Below are 16,666 nucleotides of genomic sequence, written 5' to 3'. Positions count from 1 at the left end.
AAGTTATATTTTATATTCTTATATAAAATGAATAACCGCGATCGCTATTTTTAAAATTTAAAAATCTTAATGTTAACCAAAAAATAGTATAAATATTTAGCAATTAAACTGATATAGATTTTGATTCTTAAATATTTGACTTGTAAAAAGTTATTTTTTTCATTACATTCGGAAAAAGGCTCATATACCAAGTAATTTACTAGCCTAAACATAAAAATGAAACGAAAAATACATTCAGAATCTTCAGGTTGTTGCAACTGTGAACATGAGCATCACGAGAATCATAACCATGTTCATAATCATAATCATGAAGAGAATCATAACCATGACCATAATCACGACCACGATGGAGAATTCAATCTGAAAAATGAGGTATTGCCTTTAGTAGTAATTTTAAGTTTATATGTGCCTGGTGTAATTTTTGAAGATCAACTACACAATACATTCTATTCAATAGGTGAATATCTACTTTTCATTCCTGCCTATTTATTAAGTGGATGGAGTGTTTTACATACTGCCGGGCGCAATATACTCAGAGGTAAAATATTCGATGAAACATTTTTGATGACAGTAGCTACACTGGGTGCGATCGCAATTCATAAATTACCCGAAGCTGTCGGAGTTATGTTGTTTTATAAAATTGGGGAATTGTTTCAAGATATTGCCGTTAGTCGTTCCCGTAATTCTATTAAAGCCTTATTAGAAGTCCGCCCAGACTATGCAAATATTCAAACAGAGGGAGAACTAAAAAAAGTACCACCAGACACAGTAAATATTGGAGATATTATCGTTGTAAAGCCTGGAGAAAAGATTCCCTTAGATGGTGAGATTATAGATGGAAATTCCCAAGTCGATACATCTGCATTAACTGGAGAATCTGTACCGCGAACAGTAAGACTGGGAGAGACAGTTTTAGCTGGGATGATCAATAAAATGGGTGTGATCAGCATTAGAGTAACAAAACTTTTTGATGACTCTTCCATTGCTAAGATTTTAGACTTGGTACAAAATGCCAAAAGTAAAAAAGCAGAAACAGAAAAATTTATTACTAAATTTGCCCGATATTATACACCAATAGTAGTTTTTATATCTTTAGCAGTCGCAATATTACCTCCTTTATTCATTTCTGGTGCAACTTCTTCAGAATGGGTTTATCGTGCCTTAATTTTATTAGTTATTTCCTGTCCGTGTGGACTGGTTATCAGTATTCCATTAGGTTACTTTGGAGGTGTGGGAGGTGCAGCTAGACGCGGGATATTGGTTAAAGGCTCTACTTTTCTAGATACTTTAAATGCAGTCAATACAGTTGTTTTTGATAAAACTGGAACCCTAACTCACGGGGTATTTAAAGTAGCAAAAATAGTAGCATCAAATGGCTATGTTGAATACGAATTGCTGGAATTAGCTGCCAAAGTAGAATCGCACTCAAATCATCCCATCGCTCAATCTATCCGCAAGGCTTATGGTGGAAAAATCGATGATTTTGAGGTGAGGGATTATGAAGAGATAGCAGGCTATGGAATTAAAGCCAAGCTTGAAAATAGGGTAGTGATCGCGGGAAGCGATCGCTTACTCCGCAAAGAGAATATTGCTCATGATAATTGCCAATTAGAGGGAACAGTTATTCATCTAGCAGTAGATAATATTTACGCTGGGTATATTGTCATTGCTGATGAGTTGAAAGAAGATGCAAGACAAGCTATTCATGCACTCAAAAGAATGGGTGTAGAGAGAACAGTAATGTTAACAGGAGATAATCAAGCGATCGCATCTCAGATTGCTCAACAGCTAGGCATAGATACTTACGAAGCAGAGTTATTACCAGAAGAAAAAGTCAATGCCATTGAGAAGTTACTTAACACCGTTGGTAAACATAATAAAGTTGCCTTTGTTGGGGATGGTATTAATGATGCGCCAGTGATTGCTAGAGCAGATGTTGGCATAGCGATGGGCGGATTAGGCTCAGATGCGGCGATAGAAACTGCCGATATTGTGATCATGACAGATGCACCATCAAAAGTGGCAGAAGCAATACAAATCGCTAGACAAACAAGGCAAATTGTTTGGCAAAATATCGGTTTTGCATTAGCAATTAAAGGTGTATTTATTGGCTTGGGTATTTTAGGCATAGCAACAATGTGGGAAGCTGTATTCGCTGATGTGGGAGTAGCGTTACTAGCAATTTTCAACGCAACTAGAGTAATGAAATAAAGCTATTGGGAAATCGGGAATCCGTAATTGGGAAACTGTAGAAGTTAAAACTGAAAAGTAATAATTGAATATATTGAACACTCCCAAATCGAATTCCCGTAAAGGTAGACTATGAAAGCATCTATTAAAGGTATCGTTACAGCTGCGTTAGCTTTGGTGTTAACTTTAGCAATTTCAGTAGTTGCATTACCCCAGAAAACCAATTAACCCCCAACCGATGCGCGAACGCAACCTTTAAAAGACACCTTAATCGTTCCTGGCGAACGAGTTGGCCCGATAACACGCACAACTACCAAGCAAGATTTAGTTAAGCTGTTCGGTGCATCCCGCCTCATTGATAAAACCATTTCTGGCCCTGAAGGAATGGGTAGTTTCGCAGCTACTCAGGTAAACCTAAATCGGGGACGTTCTCTCTTGGTAGTTTGGAGTGATAATACTCGTACCAAACCTCTAGATGTGCGTAACCTGGGTTCAGCTTGGAAAACCCGTGAAGGTATCGGTATTGGAACAGAATTGAGCGAGTTACGCAAAAAGTTAGGTGACTTTAAACTCTATGGATTGGCGTGGGACTATGGCGGTACTATTTTGCTGGATAGTAGCAAATTATCTAGCTATCAGGGCAAACTCATCCTGCGAGTAGATACTGCTCCCAATGCTGCACAGAAATATCCCAATGACTACAAAGCAGTGTCAGGCGATCGCACTTTTTCTTCTAGCAATCCCAATTGGAAACCTCTGGGAATCAGGCTAGCAGAAATAATCGTTGTACTCAACCCAAGTCAGTAGTGGTACGCTAATGCTAAACATCAGTTTGCTTGCTAAGACCTAAAAAAGCAATTCCGTAGGCAGCTTGTTCTGTAGTATATTCACTGTTGTTCCAACAGCTTTCTACTAGCTTAACTGCTGGAGGGCGACAGCGATCGCAACAAAAACTAGATGCACTTCAGGCAGAATTTGACATCCGCAGCGAGAAGTTTAAGCAGATGAAGAAAGCTGTAGCAGTTGAAGCTGGTACAGCAGTCAAGTTTCAATTAGAACAGCAGCTTGTTGATGAAGAGGCAAAACTGGCACATCTTAGCAATGAACTGGATAAAATTGAGTCTGCATTGCAATTATAAGGCTATGTAAATATACAGTTATTCGACTGATGAAAATCAGGATTGCCTAACCCAGAAAACGAGAAAAACATAGATATTAAGTTAATTGGTGTTTGTTTATACTATTTCAAATTTTTCTAGTGGTTATACTCATGACTTAGGTTCTACCTGGGAATTAGGAAGTGGCTTTGCCACTTCTTTTTATTTATTCTGGTAGCCCAGTAAAAAATAAATTAAAAGTTAAAACTAATTTAGTCGAACTTTTATTAATTGTTATACCATTTGGCAAAATAACTGCTACACCTACATTTTTAGGGACGTACAGCTGTACACCCCTAAAGCCGATTCATTTGTTGCAAAGATTGTTGACAATGGGATGATTTTGTGAATGTTTAATTGACCAAGTAGTTTGACGGAATTCTAGTCAATAGACATGATGTTAATCATTACTCATTGTATCTTGCCATCTCTCACGCTTGGGCTTGCTCTCTAGATCACGCGATCGCCCTTCTTGCCAAGTTCCCCACATTAAAGATTGCTGTTTTTCAACATGGTTAATAAACTGCATGATTGACTGATCTGCTTTGATGGGAGTTTTCAAATCAAACTTAATTGTTTGGACAATCTTAATATCACCCACAAGAAAGAACTTACCTGCAATCTTAGTCAGCCATAGCACAATTCGATTGCATAACCAACTAAAAAACCCTTTACGCTTCTTAGTAATTAACAAGATTTGGCCTTCAGTTTTTCCCCCTTCGTGAAGGCGAACTGCAAACATCATGTGGACATGGAAGAAATCAGGGCCAACTGTCACAATGCCAATGCTACCGAACCAATAGCAAATACTGTAAGTTATGGCATTTTTATAAAAAAGACGGATGAGCTTGATCAAAAAGGAATTTTCTTGAATAGGTGTAGTGTTGTTGAAGATAATCGCATTTTCGTTTAGTTCCTGTTTTTCAAAAATAATATCTATTGGCAGTTTGTGAACTACATTGAGGTGTTGAGCATCAATCGCATTAATCATCACCACATTAGGGTGACAGTTCATTATAAAGTGAGAATGGATAGCAACATCACACTCTTTGTGTTCCAACTCTGGAACAAAAGGTAGGGGTTGTTGTGGTATTTCTCCAGTCCAAACCCAAATCATTCCGTACTTTTCAGCAGTGGGCCAAGTTTGTAATTTCAAGGAAGGCGGCGTATCTAAACATGGGATATCAACACACATCCCCTCAGCATCAAACTTCCAGTGATGGAAAAAACAACGTAGTCCATTACCCTCAACTTGGCCTTCAGCAAGGTGAGCGCCCATGTGGGGACAGTAAGCATCAAAGGTAACAACTCTTTTGTCTTTACCACGATAAATTACTAGTTCTCTGCCCAAAATCGTGACAGGTTTTACTTCACCCACCCGCAGATTTTGAGAAGGTATTACCCAATACCATCCCTCAATAAAACGCTCTGGATTATTAAAATTTTTAGGTTTACGGATTGAGCTAAAAGTCTGCGAGTTAAGATTCATTTTTATGGTTTCACTTGAGGTGAAGCAGTTGATCTAGAAGTAACATGAAAACTAGAAAAAAACAGTTACTTTCAGTACCATGAGAAACAGTTGCCCAATAAATAGAGCAAATTAGAGAAGTAAAATATTGAATGGAATTTATTAAAAGTGTTAAAATTAAACTAGTTAAATATCAGCTTATGTAAGCTAATAAGCTGTTACGCATTTGACTAGAAAATTTACATTAATACTGATAACTGGTAACCGTCAATAGTTAACAGTTAACAGATGTAAAGAGTGTTTATACAATTTAGGCACGCATTAGCTTATTCAGTTTAAAATAGATATTTTGAAAATAAAAACTTAGTAATATCTTTAATTAGAGCAAAATTTCAACTATTTAAAGTTTATTAATGAAGTAAATCAAAATTTAGGGTGTGTTACGGCTTTAGCCTAATGCGCCGTCATGTAACACGGTGCATTAGGCGCTTTGATAGAACTTTTTCTGACAAATCATCTGGTTAAGAATCAGGATTTTTATAGAGAAGAAACCACCACAACTCTAATCCGACCAAGGCTAAACCAGCGATCGCAACCCCAACTTTTAAACCCAAAGGTTGCTCGATACGGTGAAATTGGCTGGTTTGCTCTGATGAGTGGGCTGACATTTCTGCTAATGTTACACCTGATGATCCAGTGAGAAGCATTAAAGCTGTAAGGCTTCCCCAAAGCATTTTTTTACTGAACATTTCCTAAATTACCCTGCAATTATGAGATAGCTTTTGGTTGAAATTTACGCAATCTGAGGGCATTGCTAACAACAGACACCGAAGAAAGAGCCATTGCAGCGCCGGCAATAATTGGATTAAGTAACCAACCAAAGATAGGAAACAGAATTCCAGCCGCAATAGGAATACCAATGACGTTGTAAATAAAGGCAAAGAAAAGATTTTGCTTGATATTGTTGATCGTGGTGCGACTAAGTTGAATTGCTGTGACAATTCCTTGCAAATCTCCAGAAATTAGAGTGATATCGCTAGCTGCGATCGCAACATCTGTTCCCGTCCCAATAGCAATTCCCACATCAGCTTGTGCTAAGGCTGGGGCATCATTTATGCCATCACCTACCATTGCAACAAGGGAGTGGGGAGTGGGGAGTGGAGAGTGGGGGAATGAGGGAGAATAATAATTATTCGCTTGCTCCCCCTGCTTCCTTTGCTCTCTTTGAAGGGATTGGATAATCGCTGCTTTTTGATCTGGACGCACTTCGGCAAATATTCGCTGAATGCCAACTTGCTTTGCGATCGCTTCGGCAGTTTTACGATTATCTCCGGTGAGCATTATTACTTCTAAACCTAACTTCTGTAAAGCTTTCACCACTGCTGCTGATGAAGGTTTGAGGGCATCAGCAATACCCATTATTCCTTGCAATTCGCCATCTACAGCAATCAAAATGACTGTTTTACCAGCAGCTTCCCATGTATCTTTATACTGCTGGAGACTTATGGTGTTAATTCCAAGTTCTGTTAACCAGCGTTGTGTACCAATTTGCACAAGGCTATCTGAAACAAATGCTTGCACCCCACTACCGGCGATCGCCTGAAAGTTTTTGACCTGTGTTAAACTCACTTCTTGAGACTGGGCATATTTCACCACTGCTGACGCTAAAGGATGCTCAGAATTATGTTCCACCGTTGCTGCTAACTGTAAAAGCTTGATTTCATTACCATTAGCTGTACCGTTAACAGTCACAAAGTCTGTAACTGTAGGTTTCCCCTGAGTTAAAGTGCCAGTTTTATCTAGAACGATGGTTTGAATTTTGTGTGCTAGTTCTAAGCTGTCTGCACCCTTAATCAAAATCCCATTTTCTGCACCTTTGCCTGTCCCCACCATTACAGAAGTGGGGGTAGCTAAACCCAAAGCACAGGGACAAGCAATAATTAGTACACCCACCGTTGTCATTGTTGCTAGGGTGAGGTTGCCAGTGAAATTAAACCAAATGACGAAAGTGGCGATCGCGATCGCAATTACAGCTGGTACAAACCATCCTGTCACTTGATCTGCCAAGCGTTGAATTGGTGCTTTAGAACCTTGTGCTTGTTGCACTAATTTGACGATTTGAGCCAAAAATGTATCATTTCCAACTCGTGTCACCCGAAACTGAAAAGCACCCGCACCGTTAATCGTCGCCCCAATCACCTCATCTCCTGGCTGCTTTTTGACTGGCAAACTTTCACCCGTCACCATCGCTTCATCTACCGTCGAAGCACCTGTAATCACTTCGCCATCTACGGGAATCTTTTCACCAGGACGCACCAAAATCACATCGTTGATTCTGACTTCGGCGATGGGAACATCAATTTCTATTCCATCACGGATAACTCTGGCATCTCTGGCTTGTAGTCCAATGAGTTTGCGGATGGCTTCAGAAGTTTGTCCCCTAGCGCGATTTTCCAACAACCGCCCCAACAAAATTAAGGTAATGACAATGGCGGCAACTTCATAATAAATATGAGGTATCAAGCCCTGAGCAATAAAAAATTTCGGGAAAACAGTGACAAACAAAGAATATAGATATGCTGCACTTGTACCCAAAGCAATCAGCGTGTCCATCGTCGCTGTATGGCGCTTGAGAGATTTCCAGCCATTGCGGAAAAAAGATCCACCACACCAGAACACGACGGGTGTTGTTAGCAGTAATTGTATCCAAGGATTTTCCAGGAAACTTGGAATAAAGGGTAAATTTAGCCCAGTCATCATGGGCAACGAACCCAAAAATAGGAAAATGCTGATTACACCTCCTACCGCTACCTTGAGAGAGAGTTGGCGTTGTAATGCTTGCCTACTCGCAATCTCTGCATCATCTTCTTCGGTGAGCAATTCTTCTTTAAGTGAGTAGGAAGAGTATCCCGCAGCAGCGATCGCACTTTGAATTTTTTCTAAATTGGCTAAAGAGCGATTATACTTAATAGTGGCTTGCTCTGCTCCAAAGTTAACATTGCAGTCAATTACTCCAGAAACAGAGCGAATTGCCTTTTCGATGTTGTTGGCGCAAGCAGCGCAACTCATGCCTCGAAGTTTAAGTGTGAGAGTATCCATACTGGGAATTGGGGATTAGGGATTGGGGATTGGGAATTGGGTATTAGGGATTGGGTATAGAGAAGAATTTCAGCACCCAGTTCCTAGTCCCCAGTCCCCTTTCTTTAGGCAACTGGATAGCCAGCAGCAGCCAACGCTTCCTTAATGGCTGTTTCTGATGCTTGAGTTTCTACACTGACAAGCTTGGTTGTTGGATCAGCCTGAACGCTAGCATTGGCATCGACTGCCTGAAGTGCTTTGGTGATGGTGTTTGCACAAACAGAACAAGCCATGTTGGGAACTGTGAGTTGGAGAGTCATAGATTTACGGGATAGAGTGGAAAAGCTAGCCAAACCAAAGTGGATGACTGGGAGATATCCTTCAACAGTCAGAAATAACTGGAAAGAGAGTCGCCTTGAATTTATCCTAGACTCTCCACTCGGCTAGAGAGTCTAGAGAATTTTTAAAGTTTTTAGCTAAACTTCAAATTTCTTTACAGCATGAGTACAGAAATCGCAAAAATGCAACAACTTGCTCAAGAGAGCAAACGCATTAAGTGGTTCAATGGATGGTAACTGGAAACTTGCGTCTGAAGAATTGGTTCCCAATATTGAACTAGTACGCGATGGCGGCAGCAATCATTTGTAAAAGTGCAGCGAGTTGATAAAGTCGAGAATCCCTCACTCGCTCACGCTTTGCATATCTAGCAAGCTTTTTGCCTTTTTCTAACCGTCGAACTCACGTTAAATAAAAAGCCCCTGGTCAACACCAGGGGTATCCATCTTTATTCCCTCAATTAGAATCGCATCTGTGAAGCTATACTAAATCCGTATTAATGCAATTACCTCATAAGTTTGATGCTTATTTTGCAATCAGCTAATTAGATGTGAGTTTACCCACCGTCAAAAGCTTAATATAGGAATCCGCTTTGATTTCTGTTCGCACAGTGTGGCGCAGCCATACTTGTTTATACCAATTCCCAAAAATCCTGATACATATAGATTTCTCGTAAGGGCATGGCATTGCCATGCCCCAAAAGAGCGTATTTGTATCATTATTAAAGTGAAATGGTATTACGTGGTGCGCGTTCGCATCTCTGAAAGAGAAGCCACTCTACAAAGAGAAGCGTCTCGCACAGAAGCGCAGCGCAAGCGCGATAGGCAGGGGGTAGGGGGTAGGGAATAGAAAATCAGCCTTTTCAAGTTGTACAGAGTTTTTTCAAAAATCAAATATGAGTTCTATATAAAAGGACTGGCTAAAACAAAATTGCCTAAATTTTAACAAAAAAAGACCCTGGTTATTATTCCAGGGCACATACACGTTTTTCAGGCATTAACAGGCTGAATAATAACTTTGTAAAATAGTTATTTCTACTATCCATAGAATGATACGAATATTGCTCCATATATGGTAGTAGTATTTTGCTGCTTGGTCTATTTATAGATGGTATTTTATAAAGCTAACTTAGTAAAGTTGGATAATATTTTCTATTCCTTTATCATTAATACAAAGATTTTGCAACCTAATTTTAATATAAAGTTAAATTCAGAGATTGCAGAGTAAGTATTTTATTAAGTATAGCAGTTCTCGTTCGCATAAAATACATTTTTAAACCTCACCTCTAACCAGTTTCTTAAGCAAGAAGATAGGTTTGAGTGATGTTTAGACTGAATTATACCAAAGTGATAACCGCTATATCTATATGTTTTACTCACTTGATCTTACTAACAAAAAAGGCATGGCTAAAAGCCACGCCCTATATATACCAAGTGTTTAACATAGCTAATAATTTAGAGTTAATTGCATTTCACTTCATCTATCTATAGTATGTTTACAAAATCGACTGAAGGCGTAAAAAGCCAGCAGATAATATTAAGCTGACATGAGTATTGCGTTGCGAAAAAATAAATGTAATTATGAGAAAATCTCATAAAGATAATCTTGCGATCACTAACAACTAGATCAGGATAAATCAACAAAATTTTATAGAAATTATTAAAAATTATTATTCTGAATTCTTAAGTAGCCACTACGAAGCAGAGTTCATATTTTACCTTTGATTAAATTGGACTACTTACCAAGTTTCTGATAGATTGCGCTTTATTGAAAACCTAACTCTTACTTTCCTCCTTACCTGCTAGCTTAAGGTTTGATTCTTCTATTTATTGGTATTTTTTAGCATAGAATACTAAATAAAATATTAATAATTTATAAAGAAATTTCTGCGTAGGCATAGCCAGTTGTAGACAAAGTTACTATCAACTCATTGATAAAATCTTCTGTAATTTTGCGTATAATCTAAAAGTATCTGCTAAAACTATCAGCTTAAGGTTTTCTTACCTCAGCTATTTCTGCATGGATTAAAATTATCAATTAGACAAAAGTAAAACACAAGTCAATCTTAACTGAACACTATTGTATTCTTCGCGGTAAGCCTCGTCTGTATCTCCTAAGTTAAAGACGATTAATCTTAATAAAATCTTCTGGAGAAGAGATGTATTTGGCACATTCATTCATGAGTGATGAAAAGAAGCAAAACTCTCACCAGCCTTTGATTTTGGCAGTGGAAGACCATGATGATAGTCTCCTGCTCATTAGTTATGCTCTTGAGTCAATGGGTTGTAGATTCATTTGCCAAACAGATTGTTCTACAACTGTACTGGTGGCTAAAGAATATCAACCAGACTTAATCTTATTGGATATTTTGTTACCAGGTCTTAGTGGTATCGATGTTGTGCATCTTCTAAAGCAAGAACCCCTAACTTGCAAAATACCAGTGGTAGCAGTCACAGCTTTAGCTAGCACGGAGGATCGTGAGCGTATCCTCAAAGCAGGATTTAATGATTACATCAGCAAACCTTATATGCTTGAGGAATTAGAGGCTATAATTCAGCGTGGGCTGGCAAGAAAATTCGCCCCTTATCCAGCTTTGGAGCTTTGTCAGGATTAGCAGTCCAGCAGATAAATATGTATGTGGAGGAGAAGAACTTAAATATTTTTAGGTAGTTGCATAGTAAACAGACTACCTTTACCTAGTTCAGAAGTGACCTGGATAGTTCCTGCGTGCGCTTCTATAATTCGGTGCGATAGATGTAGCCCTAAACCACTACCTGAGCGTTTATGTTTGCCTTGGCGAAATCGTTCAAAAATTGTTGCCTGATCTTCGGGCGCAATCCCATATCCTGTATCTTCTATCTCGATTGTTACCGAATCTGGATTTCCAGGATGAGATGATGTTTCAAAAATGCGGATTGTGATGCCTCCTGTATCTGTAAATTTGATGGCATTTGCAATCAGGTTGTTTATCACCCGCCGTAGTTCCAAGCGATCGCCCATAATAACAGCAGGGTTTTTACTCAGTGGATCTAAGCCACTAGTGTCTATTTTCATAATTAACCCTTTTTCACTAGTTAGAGGGCTGAGTTCACTGACTACTTCTTGAGATATCTCACGTAAATCACATTCCTCCCAATTCAACGTTTTTTTACCTGCCTCGAAGCGATAGACTTCTAGGAGGGTGTTTACCATGTCCATCAAATTTTGGTTACTGCGAATCATAACTGCGATCGCCTGTTTCATTTCTGGCGAAATTTTGCAGAATGTTTCCATCTCAAATAAACCCAGCATGCGATCAGCGGCTACTAGGGGAGTTCGCAAATCATGAGTTAGGCGAGAAACAAAATCTTCGCGTTGGCGGGCCATTTTTTGCTGTTCGTCTAGACTGTGCTTGAGACGTAACAGCGATCGCACCCTTGCCAATAGTTCATCAGTATCAAATGGTTTACGAATAAAATCGTCAGCACCAGCATCCAAACCTTCGACAACACTGGATTCGTGAAAGGCAGTAATCAGCAAAATTGGAATATAACTAATTGCTGGGTTATTCCTAATCCGACGTGTGACTTCATAACCATCGATTCCTGGCATCATCACATCTAGCAGAATCAGATCGGGTGGAGATTGTTCAACTTGCTGCAAAGCTTTTATTCCATCCGAAACCAAATGAATTTCATATCCCTCACTTTCTAAAATTGCTTGAACCAAAATGAGATTATCGAGAGTATCGTCAACTGCGAGGATGCGATAAATTCTATTATTTTCAGCTACAGACATAATTTATTAAGTTTTATTAGTTTTTTTAAAGTAATTTATAGTTTAAATTTAGGATATCCTATTGATGATTACCTAGCTTGAGAGGACGAATGATGCGGATTTTTAACGGAGAAAAAAAACCGATCTCTATCTAATTGTAAGGGTAGATCATCGTTTCCTAGAGCCGATAATGTGATTTGACGCGGCAATTCAATTTTAAACATTGAACCAACCCCTACTTTGCTCTCAAGAAAAATTTTGCCGTCCATCATTCGCACTAATAAATTTACAATTGCCAAACCCAGACCTGTACCTGGATATTTCCGAGTCAGAGTTTGATCGACTTGCCAAAATGCTTCAAAAATATGTTTAAAATCTTTGGGTGCTATGCCAATACCTGTATCCCGAATAATAATTGTCACTCGATTTGCAGATAGTTCTTTCACTTCAACCGAAATTTCACCAGACTCTGTGAACTTAATGGCGTTGGAAAGCAGGTTAATTAAAATCTGTTTCACACGAACTGGATCATTAAATATCAAACTATTTTGCAAATCGGTTCGTACTAGCAATGATAAGTTTTTGGCCTCAGCTAGAGAACGCATTTCATCTACAACAAGATTTATTACCTTTGATACATCAAATATTTCCGCTTTTAAGTCTAATCGTCCTGCCTCCAGCTTAGAAAAGTCAAGAATTTCATTGACTAGCATCAGCAAATGTTTCCCATTATTCAAGATTCGCTCAACCATATCTGCTTGTTGGTGCGTTAATTGACCAAATTTAGGACGCAGTAGTATTTGCGAAAAACCAATAATCGCATTCATCGGCGTTCTGAGTTCGTGGGACATAGTTGCCAAAAAATGTGATTTTAGTACTGATGCCTCCGATAGCTTGAAGTTTTGCATTTGAAGCTGTTGCCGTTGTTTCTCCAATTCTTGGTTCTTATGAATAAGTTGTTGATGACTTTCTCTAAGCTGGTCTTTTGCCAAATCTGCCTGCATTTCAGCCCGATAAACCCTAATCACACTCCGCAAAACCTGTGCCAAGTTTTCTGGGGATATCCTAGACTTAGAGAGATAGTCTGTAGCGCCAGCTTTCAGTAATTCGACAGCAAGTTTATCTTCTTGAGCAATTAGAACTACTAAAGGAACTTTAATTCTTGAAGAACGTAGCTGATGAATTAAGTTTAGTCTATCCTGGCCTAGTAAGCGATCACCGAGGAAAACACAATCATAGGCAGTAGTACTTAAAATAGAAAACGCATCACTGCTATCGCCTACTTCAGATAATTCCATTTGAATACCTGTTTGAGTCAAGGCACAACGGACTGCCATCCGGTCTAGTTCATCATCTACAACCAAAATTTTCAGCGTCTTTTCCATCGGTTTTTATTTTTGCCGCTAAACATAGGTTGATGTATAACAATTTTTCTTTTGAGATTATCTAAGTAAATAATATAAAATTTTTAGATATCTAAAATCTGTAACTTTACTGACTAAGGCATTTTGCATAATATCCAATCTTTGTTGAGCCTTGCTATAATCTCTACAAAGTTAAGGAAAGTCAAAAGCTTCAGAATATCTTTAAGCTAGATTTAAGAAACCAATTAATAATCTTAATTTCATTGAATGCCTCTTTGACATCCATAACATCAACTTCGTTGTCCTCCATTAATAGTATGTTAATCACTCTTTTGAGCATTTCCTTGGGTTAAATTCAGTCTGTTATATACTCAATCTGGCTAATTTACCAGAGTATTAAAATTAAACTCCAAGCAAATGACCAAGGATTCCAAAAAATTAGTAAGTAATGAACAAACTGAAAACTATCGACCTGAAGAGAGCAAACATAGTTGAGATAAAGTAAAATAAAATACTTTACTAAGCTTAAAAACAATTGTAATTGAGTCAGCAAGCGACCGTCCTCAGTCATTGGTGAGAGTTACACCCCATCGTTGCGTGCTATACGTTTGAGTAGTTTTACTCATCAGATTTGTTAGATTAGTTAAACAAAAAAGTAACTCCTTATACCGATTTGTGGAGATGAAGTCATCTTCCCTCCTGAAATTTCGACAATTTTCTTAGCGATCGCTAGACCTGTGTTAACCTTTTGCAATTTGTCCATTTTTATAAGCTTTGTGCAAGATAATAGTAATTGACTAATGGAATATGGCAAATGAAAGCTGAATTTTGAGCTAAAAAGGAGCAATTTTGTATCAGTCTTAATATTTCATACCTTTTGTGTAAGTATCCATATATCTCCAGCTAGATATGTCCTCTATCTAAATGTGAAAAGATAGGATACTTGTTATTTCTATCGGTGGATGCAGACTGGTTGAAATATCATCTATCTTTGGTTTGGGAAAATAAAAGATAACGCTTACAAAAAGTAATACATTGAAAGATGCAAACAGCATAAGAGCGAGTGTAGCTATGAGTGAAATTAGCATTATTTTAATTGAAGATCATGACTTAACGCGAATGGGGCTACGAGCAGCGTTACAGGCTCATAGTGCATTAAAAGTAGTTGGGGAAGCCGCAAATGCTACCCAAGGACTAAAACTTTTAGAAACGGCAAAGCCAGATGTAGCTGTTGTGGATATTGGTTTGCCTGACATGGATGGCATTGAACTCACGCGTAAATTCAAACGCCACCAAGCTGAAACTGGACAGACAACAACCAAGATTTTGATTCTGACAATGGATCACACAGAGGATGCTGTACTTGCAGCTTTCGCCGCAGGTGCTGATTCTTATTACATGAAGGAAACAAGCATCAGTAAATTGACTGACGCGATTCAAGCAACTCACGGCGGTAATTCTTGGATTGATCCGGCAATTGCCAACGTGGTATTGCAGAAGATGCGGCAAGGTATTCCTGGAGAAAACCAAAGTTCTGAGAAAACGCCGAAGACTGTAAAAATTGAGGCATTAGCGTCAGAATACGAGCAAGTTTTGGAAACATACCCCCTGACTCAACGGGAGCTGGAAATTTTGGAATTGATTGTAGCTGGGTGTAGCAATGGGCAAATTGCTGAGAAACTCTACATTACAGTTGGTACTGTGAAGACCCATGTTCGTAATATTTTAAATAAATTATGTGCTGATGACCGTACCCAAGCTGCTGTAAGGGCCTTACGTTCGGGGTTGGTAGCATAAAGGACTGGGGATGAGGGAGCAGGAGAAGCAGGGGGAATAGGGGGAGCAGGGGAAAGAAGAACTATTGATTGTTGACCAATACCCAATGCCCAATCAAAATCGTTCTTGTAAACATTCTGCAATGCGTAGTGCTGCTCCGGATTTTCCCATGCGTCGCATACCATTTTCAGCAATAATTTGCAAAATATCAGGATCTTTAAATAGGGACTGTACGATTCTGGCAACTTCTGCTGGCTGCTCAACTAAAATCAAAGATGAGCCTAGAAGACGACTTTGACCTTCAGCAAAGCCACGGTTATATTGAGGCCCATTACCGGGAATCGCGATCGCAGGTTTTCCTAAACCGATAAACTGTTCTGTGGCTGTACCGGCCATTGCGATCGCTAAATCTCCCAAATGCAAGCAATCATTATAAGCTTTTTGTGTCAGCAGTAGATATGCATTTCTTTGTTTAAATGTCAAAACATTTGGATCAGCAATTTGGATAGGACATACTGATTCAGTGCGCCAACCTTGGGATTGGACACTTTGGGATAAAATATTAGAGTCTAAACCCGGAGCGATCGCACCTAAAAACATAACTGTGCCAGAAGTGTAAAACACCGAATCTCGCTCCTGAAAACTTGCCATTAACGCAGATACGGCAATCATAATTGTTTCCCAGTTACTATATGCCTCTGGCGGACGGGAACCAGGAAGAAGAGTTACCATAAAAGGCCGAACCGTCTCTTGCTGTTGACTATTTTGACTATAGAATTGTTGGCGTGAAAAAGTTGGTTGCAGACCATCCATCATCGGATTACCCAAATTAAAAGCTGGAATTGGCCATTGCTTTAATATTTCCGTCGTCAGCGCATCTCTAAGAAACACCGCCTTACAACGGCGACGACTCATCAACCAACGTTCCCAAGGATGATAAACTGAACCGGAAAAGTTTTCCCAACGCATATCTTTAGATTTCTGTGGTAATAATCCAGCCTCGTCACGCACATAATATTCAGATTTTGCCGTACCCACAAAAGCATAATTAGCGCCGCTAAAAGTTGCAAACAACAGGGGGAGAATATCTCCCACTGCTAAAATCGCTCTTTTCTGACCTAATCTTTTTTGAGAACTTACCCAACGACGGATAGCTTTAATCTGGCTAAGGGTAAGTTGCAATAAACCACCGCGTACATCCCTCGCCAATTGGCGGCCATCCATATAAACAAAGCCGCCAGAAGGCATAGTGCGAACTGAACCGATAAGGGGGATATCCAACTGTTGGTAAGCACGTCCTTCACCCACCAGAGGTAAAGCAAAAATCTCTGGTGGGTTTGCTTGTCGTTGGAGTTCTTGCAAAATCCGAACTGCAATGACATCCTCTCCATGACCATTACTTAATACAAGTAACCGTAAAGGAGAAGTGGCAGCTTGAGAGTTAGAAGCTAGGGATAAACGGGATACATTACTCATAAGAAACAAAATATCAAAATTAACTGTCTGTTTGGGTAAGAGGTATAAATAGGGAAATCGGCGAA

Annotated in this window: 13 protein-coding genes; 6 read left to right on the top strand and 7 right to left on the bottom strand. The window is 39.1% G+C overall.

Translation table 11 applies throughout. From position 1 onward, the window contains the following. The first annotated feature begins 216 nt into the window (after positions 1–216). From H6G96_RS17490 to H6G96_RS17480, 3 genes are all read left to right on the top strand, one after another. On the top strand, positions 217–2,211 hold the full coding sequence (locus H6G96_RS17490; protein ID WP_190912629.1) for a heavy metal translocating P-type ATPase: 1,995 nt from the start codon (positions 217–219) through the stop codon (positions 2,209–2,211). Positions 2,212–2,574: 363 nt separating this feature from the next. Continuing rightward, positions 2,575–2,997, top strand: coding sequence for a hypothetical protein (locus H6G96_RS41415; RefSeq protein ID WP_242063304.1), 423 nt, complete (start codon positions 2,575–2,577; stop codon positions 2,995–2,997). Positions 2,998–3,083: 86 nt separating this feature from the next. Beyond that, positions 3,084–3,329, top strand: coding sequence for a hypothetical protein (locus H6G96_RS17480; RefSeq protein WP_190912628.1), 246 nt, complete (start codon positions 3,084–3,086; stop codon positions 3,327–3,329). 418 nt (positions 3,330–3,747) lie between these two features. Here the strand turns inward: H6G96_RS17480 and H6G96_RS17475 are convergent, their stop codons facing one another. The 4 genes from H6G96_RS17475 to H6G96_RS17460 all read right to left on the bottom strand — a co-directional run bounded on the left by H6G96_RS17475 (position 3,748) and on the right by H6G96_RS17460 (position 8,213). Beyond that, complete coding sequence (locus H6G96_RS17475; protein WP_190912627.1) at positions 3,748–4,836, bottom strand: aromatic ring-hydroxylating dioxygenase subunit alpha; 1,089 nt, start codon at positions 4,834–4,836, stop codon at positions 3,748–3,750. A 500-nt stretch (positions 4,837–5,336) separates the two neighbouring features. Next, positions 5,337–5,564, bottom strand: coding sequence for a hypothetical protein (locus H6G96_RS17470; RefSeq protein ID WP_190912626.1), 228 nt, complete (start codon positions 5,562–5,564; stop codon positions 5,337–5,339). 19 nt (positions 5,565–5,583) lie between these two features. Further along, positions 5,584–7,914: a heavy metal translocating P-type ATPase gene (locus tag H6G96_RS17465; RefSeq protein WP_190912625.1), complete on the bottom strand. Its 2,331-nt coding sequence runs from the start codon at positions 7,912–7,914 to the stop codon at positions 5,584–5,586. A 104-nt stretch (positions 7,915–8,018) separates the two neighbouring features. Next, on the bottom strand, positions 8,019–8,213 hold the full coding sequence (locus H6G96_RS17460) for a heavy-metal-associated domain-containing protein (protein ID WP_190912624.1): 195 nt from the start codon (positions 8,211–8,213) through the stop codon (positions 8,019–8,021). Positions 8,214–8,955: 742 nt separating this feature from the next. Here H6G96_RS17460 and H6G96_RS42395 point away from each other — a divergent pair. Both H6G96_RS42395 and H6G96_RS17455 read left to right on the top strand, forming a co-directional pair. Beyond that, complete coding sequence (locus H6G96_RS42395; RefSeq protein ID WP_277932928.1) at positions 8,956–9,078, top strand: hypothetical protein; 123 nt, start codon at positions 8,956–8,958, stop codon at positions 9,076–9,078. Positions 9,079–10,387: 1,309 nt separating this feature from the next. Beyond that, entirely contained in the window at positions 10,388–10,843 is a 456-nt protein-coding gene (locus H6G96_RS17455; protein WP_190912623.1) for a response regulator, read from the top strand. Between the two features lie 38 nt (positions 10,844–10,881). Here H6G96_RS17455 and H6G96_RS17450 read toward each other — a convergent pair whose 3' ends face one another. Then, complete coding sequence (locus tag H6G96_RS17450) at positions 10,882–12,006, bottom strand: hybrid sensor histidine kinase/response regulator (protein WP_190912622.1); 1,125 nt, start codon at positions 12,004–12,006, stop codon at positions 10,882–10,884. A gap of 68 nt (positions 12,007–12,074) precedes the next feature. Next, positions 12,075–13,370 carry an ATP-binding protein gene (locus tag H6G96_RS17445; protein ID WP_190912621.1) on the bottom strand — a complete coding sequence of 432 codons (1,296 nt, stop codon included), beginning with the start codon at positions 13,368–13,370 and terminating at the stop codon, positions 12,075–12,077. Between the two features lie 1,050 nt (positions 13,371–14,420). On the opposite strand from H6G96_RS17445, the gene H6G96_RS17440 reads away from it, so the two are divergent. Beyond that, positions 14,421–15,146, top strand: coding sequence for a response regulator transcription factor (locus tag H6G96_RS17440; protein WP_190912620.1), 726 nt, complete (start codon positions 14,421–14,423; stop codon positions 15,144–15,146). 93 nt (positions 15,147–15,239) lie between these two features. On the opposite strand, the gene H6G96_RS17435 is transcribed toward H6G96_RS17440, so the two are convergent. Continuing rightward, positions 15,240–16,601, bottom strand: a complete 1,362-nt coding sequence (locus tag H6G96_RS17435; protein ID WP_190912619.1) for a lipid-A-disaccharide synthase-related protein — start codon at positions 16,599–16,601, stop codon at positions 15,240–15,242. Positions 16,602–16,666: the final 65 nt, after the last annotated feature.

The organism is Nostoc sp. FACHB-892 (genome assembly GCF_014698795.1).
Classification (GTDB): domain Bacteria; phylum Cyanobacteriota; class Cyanobacteriia; order Cyanobacteriales; family Nostocaceae; genus Nostoc.
This window is presented reverse-complemented; position numbering and strand designations above follow the sequence as displayed.